This is a genomic window from Spiroplasma endosymbiont of Virgichneumon dumeticola (assembly GCF_964264745.1).
In the GTDB taxonomy this organism is placed as follows: domain Bacteria; phylum Bacillota_I; class Bacilli_A; order Mycoplasmatales; family VBWQ01; genus Spiroplasma_E.
Genome location: NZ_OZ183478.1, coordinates 926,198 through 945,876 on the forward strand (window position 1 = coordinate 926,198; position 19,679 = coordinate 945,876).

Annotated in this window: 22 protein-coding genes; 12 read left to right on the forward strand and 10 right to left on the reverse strand. The window is 26.8% G+C overall.

Features of this window, described 5'->3' with window-relative positions; all coding sequences use genetic code 4:
- Nucleotides 1–89: 89 nt before the first annotated feature.
- The gene (locus ACFEL4_RS05945) at nucleotides 90–272 is read right to left on the reverse strand and encodes a hypothetical protein (RefSeq protein ID WP_375316986.1); all 183 of its coding nucleotides are present in this window, start codon (nucleotides 270–272) and stop codon (nucleotides 90–92) included.
- Here ACFEL4_RS05945 and ACFEL4_RS05950 point away from each other — a divergent pair.
- The 6 genes from ACFEL4_RS05950 to ACFEL4_RS05975 all read left to right on the forward strand — a co-directional run bounded on the left by ACFEL4_RS05950 (nucleotide 272) and on the right by ACFEL4_RS05975 (nucleotide 5,815).
- Nucleotides 272–1,093, forward strand: a complete 822-nt coding sequence (locus ACFEL4_RS05950; RefSeq protein WP_375316797.1) for an IS1595 family transposase — start codon at nucleotides 272–274, stop codon at nucleotides 1,091–1,093. The two genes, ACFEL4_RS05945 and ACFEL4_RS05950, sit on opposite strands and share 1 nt — an antisense overlap.
- 631 nt (nucleotides 1,094–1,724) lie before the next feature.
- Nucleotides 1,725–3,260 (forward strand): ABC-F family ATP-binding cassette domain-containing protein, encoded by a 1,536-nt coding sequence (locus tag ACFEL4_RS05955; protein ID WP_375316987.1) that lies wholly within the window; start codon nucleotides 1,725–1,727, stop codon nucleotides 3,258–3,260.
- A gap of 65 nt (nucleotides 3,261–3,325) precedes the next feature.
- Nucleotides 3,326–3,697: a hypothetical protein gene (locus tag ACFEL4_RS05960; RefSeq protein ID WP_375316988.1), complete on the forward strand. Its 372-nt coding sequence runs from the start codon at nucleotides 3,326–3,328 to the stop codon at nucleotides 3,695–3,697.
- Complete coding sequence (locus ACFEL4_RS05965) at nucleotides 3,678–4,145, forward strand: IS1595 family transposase (RefSeq protein ID WP_375318368.1); 468 nt, start codon at nucleotides 3,678–3,680, stop codon at nucleotides 4,143–4,145. Before ACFEL4_RS05960 ends, ACFEL4_RS05965 begins: the two co-directional genes overlap by 20 nt.
- A 231-nt stretch (nucleotides 4,146–4,376) precedes the next feature.
- Complete coding sequence (locus tag ACFEL4_RS05970) at nucleotides 4,377–4,940, forward strand: hypothetical protein (protein WP_375316989.1); 564 nt, start codon at nucleotides 4,377–4,379, stop codon at nucleotides 4,938–4,940.
- A complete protein-coding gene (locus ACFEL4_RS05975; protein ID WP_375316990.1) occupies nucleotides 4,919–5,815 on the forward strand; it encodes a hypothetical protein in 897 nt (298 codons plus the stop codon). Before ACFEL4_RS05970 ends, ACFEL4_RS05975 begins: the two co-directional genes overlap by 22 nt.
- Nucleotides 5,816–5,880: 65 nt before the next feature.
- On the opposite strand, the gene ACFEL4_RS05980 is transcribed toward ACFEL4_RS05975, so the two are convergent.
- A complete protein-coding gene (locus ACFEL4_RS05980) occupies nucleotides 5,881–6,162 on the reverse strand; it encodes a hypothetical protein (protein ID WP_308150224.1) in 282 nt (93 codons plus the stop codon).
- 174 nt (nucleotides 6,163–6,336) lie between these two features.
- Here ACFEL4_RS05980 and ACFEL4_RS05985 point away from each other — a divergent pair, with 174 nt between their 5' ends.
- Together ACFEL4_RS05985 and ACFEL4_RS05990 are read left to right on the forward strand one after the other, a co-directional pair.
- Entirely contained in the window at nucleotides 6,337–6,864 is a 528-nt protein-coding gene (locus ACFEL4_RS05985; RefSeq protein ID WP_375316991.1) for a hypothetical protein, read from the forward strand.
- A gap of 15 nt (nucleotides 6,865–6,879) precedes the next feature.
- Nucleotides 6,880–7,158: a transposase gene (locus ACFEL4_RS05990; protein ID WP_375318369.1), complete on the forward strand. Its 279-nt coding sequence runs from the start codon at nucleotides 6,880–6,882 to the stop codon at nucleotides 7,156–7,158.
- A gap of 92 nt (nucleotides 7,159–7,250) precedes the next feature.
- Here the strand turns inward: ACFEL4_RS05990 and ACFEL4_RS05995 are convergent, their stop codons facing one another.
- Complete coding sequence (locus ACFEL4_RS05995; RefSeq protein WP_375316992.1) at nucleotides 7,251–9,167, reverse strand: hypothetical protein; 1,917 nt, start codon at nucleotides 9,165–9,167, stop codon at nucleotides 7,251–7,253.
- Between the two features lie 600 nt (nucleotides 9,168–9,767).
- On the opposite strand from ACFEL4_RS05995, the gene ACFEL4_RS06000 reads away from it, so the two are divergent.
- Both ACFEL4_RS06000 and ACFEL4_RS06005 read left to right on the forward strand, forming a co-directional pair.
- On the forward strand, nucleotides 9,768–10,694 hold the full coding sequence (locus ACFEL4_RS06000; RefSeq protein WP_375316993.1) for a hypothetical protein: 927 nt from the start codon (nucleotides 9,768–9,770) through the stop codon (nucleotides 10,692–10,694).
- 182 nt (nucleotides 10,695–10,876) lie between these two features.
- Nucleotides 10,877–11,125, forward strand: coding sequence for a hypothetical protein (locus tag ACFEL4_RS06005; protein WP_375316994.1), 249 nt, complete (start codon nucleotides 10,877–10,879; stop codon nucleotides 11,123–11,125).
- Between the two features lie 510 nt (nucleotides 11,126–11,635).
- Here ACFEL4_RS06005 and ACFEL4_RS06010 read toward each other — a convergent pair.
- From ACFEL4_RS06010 to ACFEL4_RS06030, 5 genes are all read right to left on the reverse strand, one after another.
- Entirely contained in the window at nucleotides 11,636–12,457 is an 822-nt protein-coding gene (locus ACFEL4_RS06010; RefSeq protein ID WP_375316995.1) for an IS1595 family transposase, read from the reverse strand.
- Nucleotides 12,435–13,730 (reverse strand): hypothetical protein, encoded by a 1,296-nt coding sequence (locus tag ACFEL4_RS06015; RefSeq protein ID WP_375316996.1) that lies wholly within the window; start codon nucleotides 13,728–13,730, stop codon nucleotides 12,435–12,437. The genes ACFEL4_RS06010 and ACFEL4_RS06015 overlap by 23 nt, the downstream gene beginning before the upstream one ends.
- A gap of 42 nt (nucleotides 13,731–13,772) precedes the next feature.
- A complete protein-coding gene (locus tag ACFEL4_RS06020) occupies nucleotides 13,773–14,039 on the reverse strand; it encodes a hypothetical protein (RefSeq protein WP_375316997.1) in 267 nt (88 codons plus the stop codon).
- Entirely contained in the window at nucleotides 14,014–15,222 is a 1,209-nt protein-coding gene (locus ACFEL4_RS06025) for a hypothetical protein (RefSeq protein ID WP_375316998.1), read from the reverse strand. The genes ACFEL4_RS06020 and ACFEL4_RS06025 overlap by 26 nt, the downstream gene beginning before the upstream one ends.
- Nucleotides 15,223–15,360: 138 nt before the next feature.
- A complete protein-coding gene (locus ACFEL4_RS06030) occupies nucleotides 15,361–15,768 on the reverse strand; it encodes a hypothetical protein (protein WP_375316999.1) in 408 nt (135 codons plus the stop codon).
- On the opposite strand from ACFEL4_RS06030, the gene ACFEL4_RS06035 reads away from it, so the two are divergent.
- Both ACFEL4_RS06035 and ACFEL4_RS06040 read left to right on the forward strand, forming a co-directional pair.
- Nucleotides 15,768–16,178: a hypothetical protein gene (locus ACFEL4_RS06035; RefSeq protein WP_375317000.1), complete on the forward strand. Its 411-nt coding sequence runs from the start codon at nucleotides 15,768–15,770 to the stop codon at nucleotides 16,176–16,178. The genes ACFEL4_RS06030 and ACFEL4_RS06035 overlap by 1 nt on opposite strands.
- A complete protein-coding gene (locus ACFEL4_RS06040) occupies nucleotides 16,150–16,587 on the forward strand; it encodes an IS1595 family transposase (RefSeq protein WP_375317001.1) in 438 nt (145 codons plus the stop codon). Before ACFEL4_RS06035 ends, ACFEL4_RS06040 begins: the two co-directional genes overlap by 29 nt.
- On the opposite strand, the gene ACFEL4_RS06045 is transcribed toward ACFEL4_RS06040, so the two are convergent.
- Nucleotides 16,584–18,641, reverse strand: a complete 2,058-nt coding sequence (locus ACFEL4_RS06045) for a hypothetical protein (RefSeq protein ID WP_375317002.1) — start codon at nucleotides 18,639–18,641, stop codon at nucleotides 16,584–16,586. The two genes, ACFEL4_RS06040 and ACFEL4_RS06045, sit on opposite strands and share 4 nt — an antisense overlap.
- A 98-nt stretch (nucleotides 18,642–18,739) precedes the next feature.
- On the reverse strand, nucleotides 18,740–19,675 hold the full coding sequence (locus ACFEL4_RS06050) for a hypothetical protein (RefSeq protein ID WP_375317003.1): 936 nt from the start codon (nucleotides 19,673–19,675) through the stop codon (nucleotides 18,740–18,742).
- Nucleotides 19,676–19,679: the final 4 nt, after the last annotated feature.

Here is a 19,679-nt window from a genome sequence, read left to right on the forward strand (position 1 = left end):
TAAATTGACATTAAAAATAATTTATTTATTTGATAATGGATAGTTAATTAAAAAAAAAGCAAGAACCGTACGGTTCTTGCTAGAAATAATTATGTAGTGGGTAACTCATCAGATGTAGAGGGTAATAAAACTCGGGGTATAGAGAATTTTATATTAAAAATATTATATATTAATAATAAGTGATTTGTTACAGCGCTAATAATTATGTTAGATAAGGATATATTATAAATCCCTATCGGACTTCTCCCCACATGTACTTGTGGAGGAAACAATGAAATTGAATGAGTTCAATAATACTTTTCAAACTGAAAAACAATGTCTTGCATATATAGCAAGTTTGAAACAAAGCAAATGTATTAGGTGTTCTAGTTTTAATTTGAATACTTCTAATTTAAGAAAAATGAGATGTTTGAAATGTCATCAAACATTCAGTATTCTCACGGGCACTATATTTTCAAAGTCACAAACACCTTTAATATCTTGGTTTTATCTCATCTTTAGATGAATAAACACCAAACATGGAATTCCATCAACTGATGTTGCAAAAGAATTGGGAGTGACCTTGAAAACAGCTTGAAGAATGGGTCATAAAATCCGAAGTGCCATTGCTAAACAAGAACCTCAATTCATTGTTGAGGGCATAGTGCAAATGGATGAAATGTATCTTTCACATATGGGTTTTAAAAAACAAGGAAGATCCTTGTTGAACAAAACCTTGATTGTTGGTATTTATGAAAAAACAACCAACAATCTGATTGTGAAAGTATTGAAAAACGCAAACAGTAAAAATCTTTTGCAGTTTGCAATAAACCACATTTCTTCAAAGTGTGATGTACATACTGATTCTTGAAAAGGATATCGCGATTTGAAATCGGTTTTCACTAAGCATGAAACAGTTAACCATCAAGATGGCTATGTTTCAAAAACTGGTGTAAATACCAACCAAATTGAGTCAGTATGAAAACATATACGAAGAACATTTAAAACACATATCAAAGTTGCAAAACATCATATTCATTTATATGCAAAAGAAGCTGCATATAAATTCAATAACATACCTAGTTTTGAAACTGTAATGCTATGTTTAATTTAAAAATGTGGGGAGAAGTCCGTAGATAGGCTTTTCTCAGCATTTATGTGATAAAATTTAAAAATAGTACATAAAGGGAGAAAAGCCATCCCTATTTTTATTATAAAACTTAAAATATACTTTTATGTTATGTTTCTTAAAATAATTTAATTTAATGTTTTTTAATAAAAAAACAAGAGCCGAAAGGCTCTTGTCTACACAAGAATTATTATTAAGATAGTATGTCGTTTATAAAAAAAGGGGGGGTTATATTTATAAATAAAACTTAAGGTTATTGGGGTTATAGAGTTTAAATTAGGGGTTATAGATTAATTTTGAATTTTTTTTATATTAAAAAATATTATAATTGAGTAATGTTGACATACTATCTTAACTTTAATAGGACCTAGGCTATCTAAATCCTTATAAGAATAATAACAAATAAAAATTAAAATGCAAGGAAATTTGTTTTTATTTTTAGAAATAAATTATAATTTTGAATATTTTATTTTAAAAACCTATAATCACTATAGGTTTTTAAAATAAAAGCTATTAATAAAAATTAATAAAAATTTGCTATTCGTTTTGTTAACGTTAATATTCATGTTATTATTATTTAAGAAATAATAAAAAAAAGTACTAATGAGGTAGAAAAATGAGTATCATTACAATTGAAAATTTAACACATGCTAATGGTGGTAAAACATTATATAAGAATGCGTCGCTACAAGTCAATAAAGGCGAACACGTAGCACTAGTTGGTATGAATGGTGTTGGTAAGACTACGTTGTTAAACATCATTAATGGCACGCTATCAGCCGATAATATCGATTTAAATATTCACCCTAAAATTAAAATTGGTTATTTAGACCAACATCAAGAAGTTAATTTAGAATTAACAGTTTTACAATATTTGCGTGAAAGTTATCAACATCTTTTTACACGAGAACAGCAAATGGAAGACCTTTATGCTAAAATGGCAGAAGAATATACAGAAGAACTATTAAATAAAGCTATGAAAATTCAAGATGAATTAACTAATCAAGGTTTTGATACAATTAGTAAAAAAATTGGACGTTTAGTTGATGGATTAGGAATTAATGTGCAGTTATTAGAACAAACATTAGGTAGTCTTAGTGGTGGTCAAAGAGCGAAAGTGTTATTAGCTAAGTTATTGCTGAATGAAGATGACTTTTTATTATTAGATGAACCAACTAACTTTTTAGATATTGAACAAATTAATTGGTTAGCAAAATTCTTACAAACCTATCATAGTGCTTTTTTACTAGTATCGCATGATCGTAATTTTATTAATATGACATGTAATATTATTTTTGATATTGATAATTGTATGATTACTCGCTATGTTGGTAACTTTGAATCATTTTTAGAACAAAAAAGTTTACATCACCGTCAATACGAATCAGCATATACAAATCAAAAGAAATTAATTGAAAAATTAGAAACTTATATTAGTAAAAATGCAGCTCGTGCATCAACTGCTAAAAGTGCTGAATCGCGAAGAAAACAACTAGCTAAAATGGATGTTATGGATAAACAACAAATTCAAGCACCGCCAAAATTTTATTTTAAATATTACAAAACACCATCATTAATTGCTGTGCAAGCAGAAAAACTAGAAATTGGTTATGATAAACCACTAATTAAACCTTTAACATTTACCATTCGAACTGGAAGCAAATGAGTAGTTAAAGGTTATAATGGGATTGGTAAAACAACATTTTTACAAACATTAGCTGGTAATATTTCTGCTATTTCTGGAAAGATAAATCTTGGTGATAAAATGCAGGTAGCATATTTCCATCAAACTGAAGTTATGAGTAACGTTACACCATTTAATTATTTAAAAGAATTAGATATTAAGTTGTCTGATGGTGAAGTACGTAAACTTTTAGCTAACTTTGGTTTACGTAGTAATTTAGTAATGAAACCAATGAACTTATTATCAGGGGGAGAACAAACGAAAGTACGATTAGCAGCCTTAGCATTAAAACCTTGTAATTTATTAATATTAGATGAACCAACTAATCATATTGATGTGTTGGCTAAAGATTCATTATTAAAGGCATTACAAAATTTTGAAGGAACAGTTTTAATTACTACTCATGATACTAATTTTAATAATAGTTGAATTGATGGCGTATTGGATTTTGAACAATTAATAGAGTAGTATGATTTAAAAGTATATTTAATTATTTTTCGGACTTCTCCCCACATGTACTTGTGGAGGAAACAATGAAATTGAATGAGTTCAATAATACTTTTAAAACTGAAAAACAATGTCTTGCATATATAGCAAGTTTGAAACAAAGCAAATGTATTAGGTGTTCTAGTTTTAATTTGAATACTTCTAATTTAAGAAAAATGAGATGTTTGAAATGTCATCAAACATTCAGTATGCTCACGGGCACTATATTTTCAAAGTCACAAACACCTTTAATATCTTGGTTTTATCTCATCTTTAGATGAATAAACACCAAACATGGAATTCCATCAACTGATGTTGCAAAAGAATTGGGAGTGACCTTGAAAACAGCTTGAAGAATGGGTCATAAATCCGAAGTGCCATTGCTAAACAAGAACCTCAATTCATTGTTGAGGGCATAGTGCAAATGGATGAAATGTATCTTTCACATATGGGTTTAAAAAACAAGGAAGATCCTTGTTAAACAAAACCTTGATTGTTGGTATTTATGAAAAAACAACCAACAATATGATTGTGAAAGTATTGAAAAACGCAAACAGTAAAAATCTTTTGCAGTTTGCAATAAACCACATTTCTTCAAAGTGTGATGTACATACTGATTCTTGAAAAGGATATCGCGATTTGAAATCGGTTTTCACTAAGCATGAAACAGTTAATCATCAAGATGGCTATGTTTCAAAAACTGGTGTAAATACCAACCAAATTGAGTCAGTATGAAAACATATACGAAGAACATTTAAAACACATATCAAAGTTGCAAAACATCATATTCATTTATATGCAAAAGAAGCTGCATATAAATTCAATAACATACCTAGTTTTGAAACTGTAATGCTATGTTTAATTTAAAAATGTGGGGAGAAGTCCGTAGATAGGCTTTTCTCAGCATTTATGTGATAAAATTTAAAAATAGTACATAAAGGGAGAAAAGACTTATTTTTACTTATATAAGTGTTTTTTTAAAAAAAGTTGTGTTATAATTTTAAGGTAAATGTATTTAGTGCCTAGTAAGTTTTAATAAACTTACTAGGCACTTTATGTTTAAATAAGAAAAAAAAGGAGAAAAATTACATTCCTATTTTGAAAAAAATAGTAGAACAACATTTTACAACATTTCTAGAATCAGAAAAACAATATACCAATATGCCAGATCAAGAATCTACATGAACAAAAAGTACCGAAATGAAAAAAAAGAATAGATCAAAGCCAACAACAAGTACGCCACAATTAACTATCAAACCAAGTCCAAAATCTAGTAACTTTATTATTTCATTTGTTGATGACTCATTAAAATTAGTTAACAATTTTATGAACAATCTAACAAGTTCTACTAAAAAACATGAATCTAAATTGAAAGCAACCGAGGTTATTGACAACATAAATAAAAAAATTTCAGCTATTAATACGTGATTTAAAAAAAATTCAATAAGTAAGGATAAACAAACTTATTATTATGATGGTCAGAAATTAGTATTAAAAACACTACATGAAAGTGTTGAAACCAGAATAAAGATTTTAAATAAGGAATGATTTGAAATGAGAAAAAAATTACGAAACTCTATTAAAAATCAAAATAATATAAAACTTGATGTATTACAAAAAGATTTTGTTCGTTTAAAAATGTGCTTTCTCATTTTAAAGTAGCATTTGAAGACGATTTTCTATTATCATCAGATAGGGATCATTCTCAACAAGTTACTGAAGAAAAAGATTTAATTGTTAAAGATATTGATGAATTAGTAAAATTTAGAGAAAAAATTAATACTATTGTTGAAACTATGGTAGGAAAAATAAAATTTCAAATAAGTGCAAATAGCAATGATTATTTGGTTTCTACCAGTAACTATAAACTTCTAATTTCAACAATAACGAGTGAGGGTCAGTGCCAACTAGTAAATCTAGTTGAACTAATTAGTAAATTGTCATTCAAAACTAAAATATTTGATGGATTACAAGTTTTTATGAGAAAAAGTGCTGATGATTTTTTATTTGAAAGTAATAAATTTGCAACTGACGTAATAAATCTTTATAAAGATACTTTACCAAAAGAATGAATAAATTATAAGTTGAAAATATTATTTTTCGAATCACAATTAACTGAATTTTATGGGATAGTATCCTGAACCGATAGAGTAATTCAATTATCTTGTGAAAATATATATAAACTTCCTCATACCAACATTATTCACCCAGTTGTTTTTCGTAATGAAAACGACATGCCAATTCCACAAGCTGTAATATCTTCTAATCATAATTTCACGTCTTTAGTGTTAAATATTACCAATGATACAAGTGGTAGTGGTAACCTTATTTCCAATAATCAATCAAATGATAGTACACCTATCGTTCCGTATCTAGCAATAGGTGCGGTGGTAGGAGGAGCAATCGCTTATGGTGTTTATAAAGCGTATAGTAATTACAAGTCATTTAACAGTATTCCTAGGGAAGATTTAGAATTTAAAGATGCATCGTCTGCTTCTAGTCAAGAACAATGTCAGTTAATACAACATAATTGTTAATAGTTATATATATTAAAAACTCCCTTATCTTTTAGTAAGGGAGTTTTTAATAGAATTATTTTTAATTATCCTTTGTTTCCACGGTTACGGTCGTCACGTCCGCGTCCAGCAAATCCACCAGTGTTGTTTCCTCAACTAGAGTCACCACGATCGCTACGTGGTCTGAAGCTTCCACGATCTCCGCCTCTGTCTCCACCTTGTGGTCTTGCTCCACGTTCAGCGAAACGTTTTTCACGGTCTTCGGTAATTTTTACAAGTGTTGATAAGTTTTTACTAATTTCAACTACTTTTTCGTTTAAGGCTTTAATTTCGCCTAATAATGCTTCAATTGTTTGATTGTTTTCCATTAACAATGCCTCTTCTTTCTGGCGCCTAATTGATAAATCTGATAATAATATCTGATGTAATATGATTATAAGCACTTAATTAAGTATAGCATTAATTAAAAGAATGTATAATAAAAAATTAATTTTTGATATATTTTTTCGGACTTCTCCCCACATGTACTTGTGGAGGAAACAATGAAATTGAATGAGTTCAATAATACTTTTCAAACTGAAAAACAATGTCTTGCATATATAGCAAGTTTGAAACCAAGCAAATGTATTAGGTGTTCTAGTTTTAATTTGAATACTTCTAATTTAAGAAAAATGAGATGTTTGAAATGTCATCAAACATTCAGTATTCTCACGGGCACTATATTTTCAAAGTCACAAACACCTTTAATATCTTGGTTTTATCTCATCTTTAGATGAATAAACACCAAACATGGAATTCCATCAACTGATGTTGCAAAAGAATTGGGAGTGACCTTGAAAACAGCTTGAAGAATGGGTCATAAAATCCGAAGTGCCATTGCTAAACAAGAACCTCAATTCATTGTTGAGGGCATAGTGCAAATGGATGAAATGTATCTTTCACATATGGGTTTTAAAAAACAAGGAAGATCCTTGTTGAACAAAACCTTGATTGTTGGTATTTATGAAAAAAAAACCAACAATCTGATTGTGAAAGTATTGAAAAACGCAAACAGTAAAAATCTTTTGTAGTTTGCAATAAACCACATTTCTTCAAAGTGTGATGTACATACTGATTCTTGAAAAGGATATCGCGATTTGAAATCGGTTTTCACTAAGCATGAAACAGTTAACCATCAAGATGGCTATGTTTCAAAAACTGGTGTAAATACCAACCAAATTGAGTCAGTATGAAAACATATACGAAGAACATTTAAAACACATATCAAAGTTGCAAAACATCATATTCATTTATATGCAAAAGAAGCTGCATATAAATTCAATAACATACCCAGTTTTAAAACTGTAATGCTATGTTTAATTTAAAAATGTGGGGAGAAGTCCGTAGATAGGCTTTTCTCAGCATTTATGCGATAAAATTTAAAAATAGTACATAAAGGGAGAAAAGCCTATTTTTTTTATGATTTTAGTGTGATATCTTTAATTCAAATTTGACTTTTATTATCTCCAATTTTTTGACTAGCATCTCCAGCAATAACAACGACAATATTGTATGTTGTTGTTCCTTTTGTTAATGTATAGAAAATTGTTGATTGGTTAGTTTGCTCATCGTATGTGCCATGGTATACAGTTGTAGTTCATAGTTTAGTATCTTTATTAAAGTCAATGGTTTTTTCAGCACGTGAATAAACGTAGGGAATGTAGGTATCAATTGTTAAAGTAACATTAGTTATGATAGTGTCAATAGTTGAATCATAAGTTTTTAGGAAATCTAAAATCATACCTAAGGGTGAATCGGTAGTAAAAGTTTTATCTTTGACTCCTAAATCTGATAAAATTTCATTTCAATTATTGTCAATATTATCTTTATTTGAACTCTTAATTAAGTCTATAGCATCTTTGAAACCTTTATTAACAGATAAATCCTTTATTTTTTTACTAAAGTCAATAAAATTAATATTTAGTTTATCATCACTAGTAAAGGTTTTAATAATAGCCTCTAATCAATCATTAATGTTATATTGTGCTAAGGATGGTGAAAGCATATTAAATGCATCTTTTAGTTTATTATTAATACCATCATGGAATAGTTTTGAACTTTCCATTGTTTGCGTAAATGTTGTTGGGTTCTTATCTTTACTTGCATTAATAACAACATCACTAAAAATTCCTTGGTTTTTGTCGTTAGCACTAAGTAAATTAGTAAAGAAAGTAGCAAAATTTTCTGGTGATGTGATTAGATTTTTAACAGTTGTTAATACATCGTTAATATTTAAAATACCTTTATCAGGTTCACTTGCTGTTGTACCATCAATAATTGTTTTGATAGTGGTTGTTTGTGGAAAACCTAGTACTTGTCATTTAATAACAGGAATAAGTATTTCAATTAGTTTCATAGGGTTAGCAAGAAAAGGAAGAACAACTTTTAATAGTTTATTTGTGTCAATGTCAACTAGTTCGTTTCTTTCATTGTAAACCAATGCTTCATTTAAGGCTTTACCAAGAAATTGATTGCTTGTAGTTTTGTATAAGTTATTGATGTCAATACTTGTTTTAGCCATAAAGAAACTATCTCAACTAGTAATTTTACTAATATTTTCTTTAGTAAATAAATTTGTTGTAACATTTTCTGATGTAGCTTCACTTTGTTTGTCATAACCACTAGCAGTAAGTCAACCATCATTTCCATTTGGACCTAAAACAGTAAGTTGAATACTTTTAGCAATATCACCTTGACCATCATTATAGTAGTTCTTACCATTAGCTGTTAAATCTTTTGTTTGATCAAAACCTTTTAGTGAGTCTAATAAATCACCAACACTGCTTAATAATGATGGAATATCTAATGAATCATTAAACAGTTGTAGAAGCATTGGTTCAATTGCTGATTTTCCTAGATTTAGTAAACTAACAATATCTTCTGGTTTAGCATCTTTAATAATTGGTAAAAAAGATTTAACTGTTTTAATAGTATCTTTTATGCTATTAAAATTATCAGCGTCTGTAGTTGCGCTATTGTCAACAAAATTCTTATCTCCAACATTACCAGTAATGGTTTTATTATAGCCTCAATCATTGGTAAAATCTTGATAACTATTACCATCAGTAGTTTCGCTAGTATCATGCTTGATGTTATTGTCACTATTTTTTAATGTATCATTTAATAAGTTGTTAGTGTTAATATTTTGTTGTTTACTTGTTAGTAAACTTTTAGTAACAACACTACTTTCTTGTGCTCATTTTTTGACTTGGTCATTAACTACAATGTTATTGTCTGATGGTTTACCATTATCTTTTGTTTTACATGCTACTACTGGTAAAACTGTAGTTGAAGACATGGCAAGAATGCCAATTAGTGATAATATTTTTCTCATAATTATTACTCCTTTTCTTTGTTATTACAACATTATAGCAAAATAGATAGTTTTAAACTATCTATTTTGCTAAAAAGATGCGTAATTTTGCGTTTACTAACTACTTAGGGTACGCTCTTTTTTAACTCATATAGTTAAAAAAGACTACATTACTTAAATTAACATTGAGTACATTGTAAAGATTTCATGCTAAAAATCGGGAGTGTAACAAAAATCCGGAATTAATTATTCAATATTGTCTGATTATCATTTAGACGAGAAATAATTAAGAATTTTTATGTAATTGTAATTTAATAATACTCCTAATAATAAATAAGGCTTTTCTCCCTTTATGTACTATTTTTAATTTTATCACATAAATGCTGAGAAAAGCCTTATGGATTTAGTTGGGATGTTTTTAAAGAGTTTGTTGGTGAACAATGAGCAGAATTTTTCACTACCAATTGTTTTTATCGTTTTGTACCAACAGCACGTTTAACAAGAAAAACATGAAATTGTTTAGCGTTTGATTTATTTGTATGCTGTAATTTTAATGATAGTTCTGTTCAAGAAGTAAGACGTTATGAAAATACTCATAATGAAACAACTATTGGTTCTTTAATGGATGTTTGTCAATATTTAGAAGATAAGTATGATATTCACTTAGGACCTAATAATCCCCATGGTATTAAATGAAAAATTACTAAGGATGGTGGTTGTATTATCTTTCCTAATAATCAACAAATAGATTTTATTGGTTATGCTAATGGTAATAAGATTTTTAGAAAATCAGTTGGTGGTTCTAGTTATTTATGTTCTAGAACTGATGAAATTATTATGGCCGAAGAAAAAGAAACTTTAAGTGAAAAACAATTAACACAACGTTATGAACGTTTAAAATTATTAATGTTTCGTAGTAATCGTATTAAAGTATCTAATGAACCAATTCAAGACTGAAGTTGAACATTTACTGATAGAAATATATTTAGTCCAACTTATGGTAAAAAAATTACTCGTTATTTTTATAAAAATCACTTTATTGCTTTTACTTGTAATCCCTATGATAAATACCACCCCTTTTATTTGCTCTACTGTACTCCCTATTTGCCATTAAATGAGCAAGTTATAGATACCCTTAAAAAAATTGGTAAGGTATACTATGAAGATACGGAAGCGTTTTCAGGTCTAGGATTATTTATTTTAAGATTTACTTTATTGCCATTTTTAAAAAAAATAGAACCAGTAACACAAAAATTGATTTGCGAATTAAAAAAGAAAAATCCTGATGAATTTAATACTGTTTATTATGGATTTGAATATTTAGATAGTGATGCAACTGTTTTTCCATTTCTAAAAGCAATAAAATATTGACAACCATATAATTTACAAGAATTCTATAATAAAGAAAAAGATGCTTATAAATTTGATTTTTATAGTGTTGGTGTGGATTGAGCAACAGGTAGTAAAGACCATAGCGTACTTATGGTAACTGGATTAAAGAATATAATAATAGTGGTTATTATGACCCTTATATTATTTGTGAATTAATAGTTACTCCCAATGATTTTATTAATGAAAATGAAAAGATTAATGCTTATGTTGATGAAATTTGTGGATTACTTGATAATTTTGAAAATTTTGACCAAGCAATTTATTATTATGACGATAAAGCAAAAACCGCTATCGATTGAATAAGTCAAAAATTAGCCGATGAACATAATATCTTAATTATGAGTCAAGTTGCAATTAAACATGCTTCAAGTCTTAATCAAGAAGCAGGATTAACTGACCGTTGTGTATGAATGCGTAATATTATGAGTTATGGCAATTTTTATGCTAATCAAAATGATTTATGCAAAACGACACAATGTTTAGAAGAATTACGCTATGACCAAATCAAAACTAACATTCCTGATAAAACTATGTATCAAGACCTTTATGATGCGTTATTTTATGCACTATATCCCTATAAAATATAATTAGGGGTAAAAATAATGCGTCTACTAAAATAAGTGTTTTTTCTTATGCCATATAACCAACGAAAACAATACTAGTAATAGGATAGGTATCATAAAATTAACGCCTTGTATTTAGCGTTATTTTAACGTTTAAAGGTATATTTGCAAAAAATACAAAAATTAAGTACAATTTAATAGTAAAATCGAGAAAAAAGGAGTAATTTAACATGAAAGCATGAATAAAAACAAATTTAAGTAAAATAACATTAGCATTAGCACTAACTGGTGCAACAACCGGAACAATAGGATTAATCATGGGGGGTACTTACCCATAATTTCGGTAATAATGTTAAACATTATTTAGACCATAATAAACAAATGGTTTTTGGTACTTCAACAATATGAGAACGAAAAAATAATGGTAAAGATATAATGGACTTATACTTTGCTATTAATAAATTTACAGATGATGCATTCAAATGAGATGGTACATATCCTGATGAATATTTTAACGGACTTCTCCCCACATTTTTAAATTAAACATAGCATTACAGTTTCAAAACTAGGTATGTTATTGAATTTATATGCAGATTCTTTTGCATATAAATGAATATGATGTTTTGCAACTTTGATATGTGTTTTAAATGTTCTTCGTATATGTTTTCATACTGACTCAATTTGGTTGGTATTTACACCAGTTTTTGAAACATAGCCATCTTGATGGTTAACTGTTTCATGCTTAGTGAAAACCGATTTCAAATCGCGATATCCTTTTCAAGAATCAGTATGTACATCACACTTTGAAGAAATGTGGTTTATTGCAAACTGCCAAAGATTTTTACTGTTTGCGTTTTTCAATACTTTCACAATCAGATTGTTGGTTGTTTTTTCATAAATACCAACAATCAAGGTTTTGTTCAACAAGGATCTTCCTTGTTTTTTAAAACCCATATGTGAAAGATACATTTCATCCATTTGCACTATGCCCTCAACAATGAATTGAGGTTCTTGTTTAGCAATGGCACTTCGGATTTTATGACCCATTCTTCAAGCTGTTTTCAAGGTCACTCCCAATTCTTTTGCAACATCAGTTGATGGAATTCCATGTTTGGTGTTTATTCATCTAAAGATGAGATAAAACCAAGATATTAAAGGTGTTTGTGACTTTGAAAATATAGTGCCCGTGAGAATACTGAATGTTTGATGACATTTCAAACATCTCATTTTTCTTAAATTAGAAGTATTCAAATTAAAACTAGAACACCTAATACATTTGCTTGGTTTCAAACTTGCTATATATGCAAGACATTGTTTTTCAGTTTGAAAAGTATTATTGAACTCATTCAATTTCATTGTTTCCTCCACAAGTACATGTGGGGAGAAGTCCGTTATTAATATCTGTAAAATCAAAATATTGAGATTTTAATTTTACCCATACATTTAAATATTTTCAACTATCATTTTTATCATGATGTATTGGACTTGATTTTAATTCAAAATAATAAGTCAAAAGTATTTTATTATCATCATTTAAACCTTTATTAATAGACATATTAGAATAAATATTACTTGATAACATAATTACTATTTGTTTTAATATTTGCACTTGTGGTAAACTTATATAATTTGGATAATCTAGTTTTCACTGTTTAAACAAATTATTAATAACATCACTTGATTTTTGTCCCTCAAATTTAGCACGCATTTTATCCAAATTATCAATTTTTGTTGGGTCATTAGTCAGTGATGCGCCATCAAAATTCCTATTGTAATTATATGTATAACTTAACATGTCTAATAATACTTGTTGTAAACTATCAATAGTTGGTGCGTCTTTAATTTCTAGTTCAACATCTCTAAATTTAGCATTAGTAGAAATATGTTCGCTTCTAATATCTGTTATACGAAAAGTTCATATTTCTTTATCGTTTAATTGTTTTTCATCATTTAATGGTCAATAACCAGGACTATTAGTAAAATCATGACCTAATCAAGCATTAATAACACGTGCATTGTTAATAACTTCTTTTCTTGTTTCTTTGCCACCACCAATAGCAATTAAATCTAAAGCTGATTTTTCTTGTCCAATAAATTGTTTCGCAAGATTTCAAGGTAATATTTGTTCACTAAATCATTGTTCTAGTATTCTAACTTTTGGTTGAGTTTCAATAGGTATTGATAATAGCGGAAATGCTATCTTATCTTTAACAAATAACTTAGGGTATACTTCCATATTATCAACTTCACCAAGTACCTTTATATTGCCAAAGAGCATGCTTCTAGGTGCTTTAATTTTTAAACCAATAACTTTTGTATCTTTATCTAATGGTTTTTGTAATTTAATAATAATTGGATAACCATCTCTTGTTTTAAAATCTTTAATTTTTATTATAGTAATACTTTTCGTACTTCTTGTTTTTGGATTTTGATAAGGTTGGGAATAACTATTAATAATATATAAGTTATCAATATTACTTTCAGTTAAAGTTTCATTTATACTAACAGCATATAACTTAAATTGATTTAATAAATCTATTTCTTGAAAGATTAAATTTTTAATATCAGTCATACTATATTCAATGGCATTATCATTAATATTAGTGCTTGCTCTTTGATTTAGTTGCATATTAAAGTCTGATGTTTCAACAGCATTAGTATTTAATACTTTCTAAATATCAATAAAACCAATCTTAATAGTATTAGGTGAGAATTTTAAAGTATTATTATCATTATTTTTGAATAAACGTTCAATTTCATAAATATAGATTGTTCGTTTTTTAAATTTATCATATATTCTATTAATATCAGGGTCACTAGTATTACCCATAAGGTTTGAAAAATCATAAGGTATATTATCTATTAAATAATCATTTTCTGCTTGATTGAGTTTAGTTTGTTTTTGTGGAAACTTAGTTTGTGGTTTGTTGTTGTCCATTGTCATTTTCTCCTACTAATTGGTTATTTACTGGATTAAATAAAGTTAATTTAACAGTTAAATTTTCAATTGCTTTTTCATCATTAATTTCAAATGTTTTACTATCTAATAAATCTTTATCAATGCGTATTAATAATTGAATAAATTTAAGAGTATCAATATTAAATTGTCATAGTTTTTGTTCAATATAATTAACTGTTGAAATATTTACAGCAGTACTTTCAGGAACTAATTGTTGTGCTGATTTCTTTTGACTTGGTATATGTAAACCACAACGCTTAGATATTTCATTAATTAATCAATCATAAACATCGCTTAATGTTTTACCTTTAAAATTACCTTGAATAATAGTTACTAAACCATTAGGAGCATCATTAGGACTTTTATCAGTAAATAAATAGTTTTTAGCAATTAATTTTCTTATAGCATCATCAATTAATTGTTGATTATTACCATAAATATTATTAAAAACAAATTTAGGTGAGTTTAATATTACATCTAAAATAATTTGTTCAAAGAAAATATCTAATGCTTTAATTTTATCCATTACTTTATTACAGTCAGGTTCTTCATTAGCACGATTACGCATAATTGCTATTGGTATATAATTAATGTTTAATACTTGTTCTTGTTCTAAATTAGGATTATTATTAAATGTTTTATAATCTAATACAAATTGTTTTTTATTATCACTAATACTATAAATTGCATGATTAATAGTTACTTGTTCATTATTTAAAGTATAAATTTCAAATAATCTTACTGTTTGAGCATTTTTTTGATAATTCTCATAAAAAATAGTACATTGAATTAATTTACCAGTAATATCATAATTTCTTTGTTGTATATCTACTAATTGAAAATATAGATTATCGTTCGCAATATAAATTAAATATCCACTAATTCCTAATTTACTGAATTTAAAAATAGAATTTCAATTTTTACGATAATATTCTTGATTAATTAAATATTGTTTAATTTTATCGTTATTAATTTCTAATGGTGCATTATATAAATTAGCATTATTTTCTGCTACAAAATCAGTAAAATGAGTTTCATGATTAAAACTATTAAATCCAAAAAAATCTAATATAGAAGCATGTATTGTTTTTTCTTTACTTAAACTAAATAACTTTGTATTATCATTTTCAGTTAGTTTTTCTTTTCTTTTAAATATTTTCATAATAATTTACCTTTCTATAATACTTTATTAACTATTAATATAACTTTATAAATAATAAACAACATTAACCCAACAAATGAACAACTAATCAAAATACCTAATATACTTAAAATTATTTTTAATATTTTAAACATAATATTATTCCTGTAATTCTTCTAATTTTAAAATATTACCTTTATATACACTAGTTGCAGTAACTATTCTAATTATATTATCCATAACTTCTAATCTTAATAATTCAATTTTTAAACCTGAATTTAGATTTCAATTTCTTACACAACTATCTAATATATATACACAATCATATTTATTTGATAATAATTTATTAAATTCTTTACTTATAGAATAAGCAATAGGTTGCGTATCTCCATCCCATATATAAGTAACTCTATATTTTTTCCCGGAAAAAAATTTATAATTAATTTGGTTTTTTGTTATCCTTGTTCCTACTTCTTTTCATTTTGGAATACTTGGATTAGGATTAGGATTTGGTGTTGGATTATTTTTTAACGGACTTCTCCCCACATGTACTTGTGGAGGAAACAATGAAATTGAATGAGTTCAATAATACTTTTCAAACTGAAAAACAATGTCTTGCATATATAGCAAGTTTGAAACCAAGCAAATGTATTAGGTGTTCTAGTTTTAATTTGAATACTTCTAATTTAAGAAAAATGAGATGTTTGAAATGTCATCAAACATTCAGTATTCTCACGGGCACTATATTTTCAAAGTCACAAACACCTTTAATATCTTGGTTTTATCTCATCTTTAGATGAATAAACACCAAACATGGAATTCCATCAACTGATGTTGCAAAAGAATTGGGAGTGACCTTGAAAACAGCTTGAAGAATGGGTCATAAAATCCGAAGTGCCATTGCTAAACAAGAACCTCAATTCATTGTTGAGGGCATAGTGCAAATGGATGAAATGTATCTTTCACATATGGGTTAAAAAACAAGGAAGATCCTTGTTGAACAAAACCTTGATTGTTGGTATTTATGAAAAAACAACCAACAATCTAATTGTGAAAGTATTGAAAAACGCAAACAGTAAAAATCTTTGGCAGTTTGCAATAAACCACATTTCTTCAAAGTGTGATGTACATACTGATTCTTGAAAAGGATATCGCGATTTGAAATCGGTTTTCACTAAGCATGAAACAGTTAACCATCAAGATGGCTATGTTTCAAAAACTGGTGTAAATACCAACCAAATTGAGTCAGTATGAAAACATATACGAAGAACATTTAAAACACATATCAAAGTTGCAAAACATCATATTCATTTATATGCAAAAGAAGCTGCATATAAATTCAATAACATACCTAGTTTTGAAACTGTAATGCTATGTTTAATTTAAAAATGTGGGGAGAAGTCCGTAGATAGGCTTTTCTCAGCATTTATGTGATAAAATTTAAAAATAGTACATAAAGGGAGAAAAGCCTTTTTTAATTCGATATCTCAACAATTTTCTTCTATTTCATTAGTTTCTAAACTTTTTGAACTAATTTTAATTGGTTTATCTATATTAATTATACTTGGTGAAGTAATATCTAATGTATCACTAGTAAGATTATAAGTATTTTCTTTTATTTCTTCTTCTAATGAATATATTTTACCTTCATCATCATTAAATCTATCCATTGCAATAGCATTTGAAATAACTACTAAATCAACATAAGATTCAGTAATTCTTTTACCACTAATTCCTTTAAAAAAACTAGCTAATACAGCACCTTCACCTTGTCATAAAAATTGCATATATATAATCGGACTTTTTTCTACATTTTTTCAACAATAACCAACTCTATATAAAGTATTTACTTTAAAATCATAATTAATTTTAATGTTACTTTCTTTTGTACCAACATTTTTTCATTTAATAACATTTAAAGATTTTATTTTTTCATCAACATATTTTTTATTTGGAATATCATTATCATCTGTTACTGAAGGACCACTTTTATTTTTATAAATTAATGTTCTATTTCCAACATTTATAACATCATTAACTAATCTTGTAGTACTATCTTTATCATCTTTATTATTAAAAATTTTATCTTGTAAATTCTCTATTTTATCTTGTTTTTTATCTAATAATTTATTTGTTTCTTCTTTTTTATAATAATCAGTTAAATCAGTTTTACCACCAGTAGCACTAATAGTATTAGTTTCTTTATCAATAGTTATATTAGTACCCGCTATTAATTTATCTTGTTTTAAAACTAAAACACCTTGTACATTAGTTACTTCAGTCTTAATTTGACTAATATGTAAATCTTGTGTATCATTAACATTTTTAACTTCATTAATAGCACTAACAATAGTTTTATTTTTTGTTTGTAAATTTTCGTCACTAATATTTTGTTTTTTATCTAATAGTTCATTAGTTTCTTGTTTATTATAATAATTATCATTATTATTAGTTTCTGCTATAAGTTCAGTAGGTTTTCCTATGCCTTGATATTTATATATTTTATCAATATTGGCGCCATAATTATTACTATTACTATTGAAATAAATTATGTTTGTCTTAAGATTTAGCAATAATGTTATAATAACATTATCTTTTAAGATTAATTTATCTAATATGACATCTGTTGGTGAGATATTTTGATTTTTAACGAATTGAAATTTTGAAGTTTTTTTAACAAGATATAAATCATCATAATTCTGAAATCCGTAATCTCAAAAAACTATAAATCATTTGTTAATATCATCATTAGGAATTGGAATTTGCTCATCGATACGTTTCCATAAAGGACTTGTTTCGATATTAAATCAATTATTTTTAATATTTTCAATTTCTATATTTGCTAACTTAATATTATTTTCATTACTAGTAATCCGTTTTTGTTGTTTAGCAGAAAAATCAGCAGTTGGAGCATGAGTAAAATCACCCTCTTGTGGATTATTTTGTAATGATTCAGGTGGTAATGTACCAATTTCACTTGGTCAATTTAAAATCATTGTTTCAGTTTCAGGGTCATATTCAGTTGCTACATAACTTTTATTTACAAGTTTAGTAACTGCACCACGAAATAATTCATGTTCTTTTTCACTTACAACATCATCATATAATTTTATTTGTTTAGTTAATATAAAATCATGATTATCTTTATCACCACTAATTCTTTGTTCTTTTTCATTTTCAATTAATTCATCTACTTTATTTCTTGTATAAAATGCTTCTAAATCAATTTTATCAACATCAATTTCTTGTTCATCATAACTCATTAGTAACTCTTTTAATTGTGTTAATTGAGCTAGTATTTTCATTCTACTTGGTGCTAAATCTCAAACATTAATTGTTGGAATACTACTTGCACTAAACTGTGTACCATTATTAAATTGAATATTAGCATCAACATTAAATTCAATTGGAGTACGATTAAATACTCAATGTTCTATCATTACATAAACCATATCTCTTAATGTTTCTTGAATTAATTTAGGCTTTTCTCCCTTTATGTACTATTTTTAAATTTTATCACATAAATGCTGAGAAAAGCCTAAAATCTAATGTCAAAATATTTAAAAGTTTTATTAGTTTTTAAAACAAATTTATGAATATTACTATTTTTAAAATTAAATTTTATTGCATTAGCACGTATTTGTTCTAAAGTTAAAATCAACGTTTTACTATTATTTTGTATTTGTAAAGTATGAACTAAATTTAATCATTCATGTTTGTTCATATTTAATACTTCTTTAAATTCAGTATTATATTGTTTTAAAAAGTTATTTACTCTATCTATATCTTTGATTTTAAATTTTGGAGTTAATTGTGGACTTAACTTTATTAATGTATTTTGTAATAACAAGTAATCTTTTAACTCTTGTTCTTCTAATTTTTTAAAATTATTATGAAATTGTCTTTGAGCAATATAACCTAAGTTTTGCAATATTGTTTCACGATTAGGTACAACTGAATAGTTAGATAAATATCGTTGTTTACCAATAATTTTATCAGTTAAAATTTCTTTACCTGTTACTTGATTAATAACATCTTGTAAATTTTTTGCTTCTTTAATGCCAATTTTTTCTAATGTTTTAGTTTTTTGTGCTAATTTAATAAATTTAGTAGTACGAAAACCACGAGTAATTTTATTAAGTCCAGCAAACGCTGGTAATACATTAAAGAAAGTATTTAATTTTGTAACATTTCCTTTTAAATAATCATAAACTTGATTAATAGTAAAATCAGTTGCAAATTCAATACTTGTTGCACTAATACTAGCAAGCAAATCACTTGCACCTAATGTAAGTGCTATATCTTCACTTAAACCACCAGTAAAAGGAGCAAGGGCAACTGCTATTACTTGTACACTTAGCATTTCTAGAATTTCTAATCATAAACTTTTATTTTCTTGTTGTTTACTTATTCTAGTATGTTTTGGTTTATTTATGTTTAAAATTATAGCAGTGCTAGTAGTACCAATTGGCATGGTA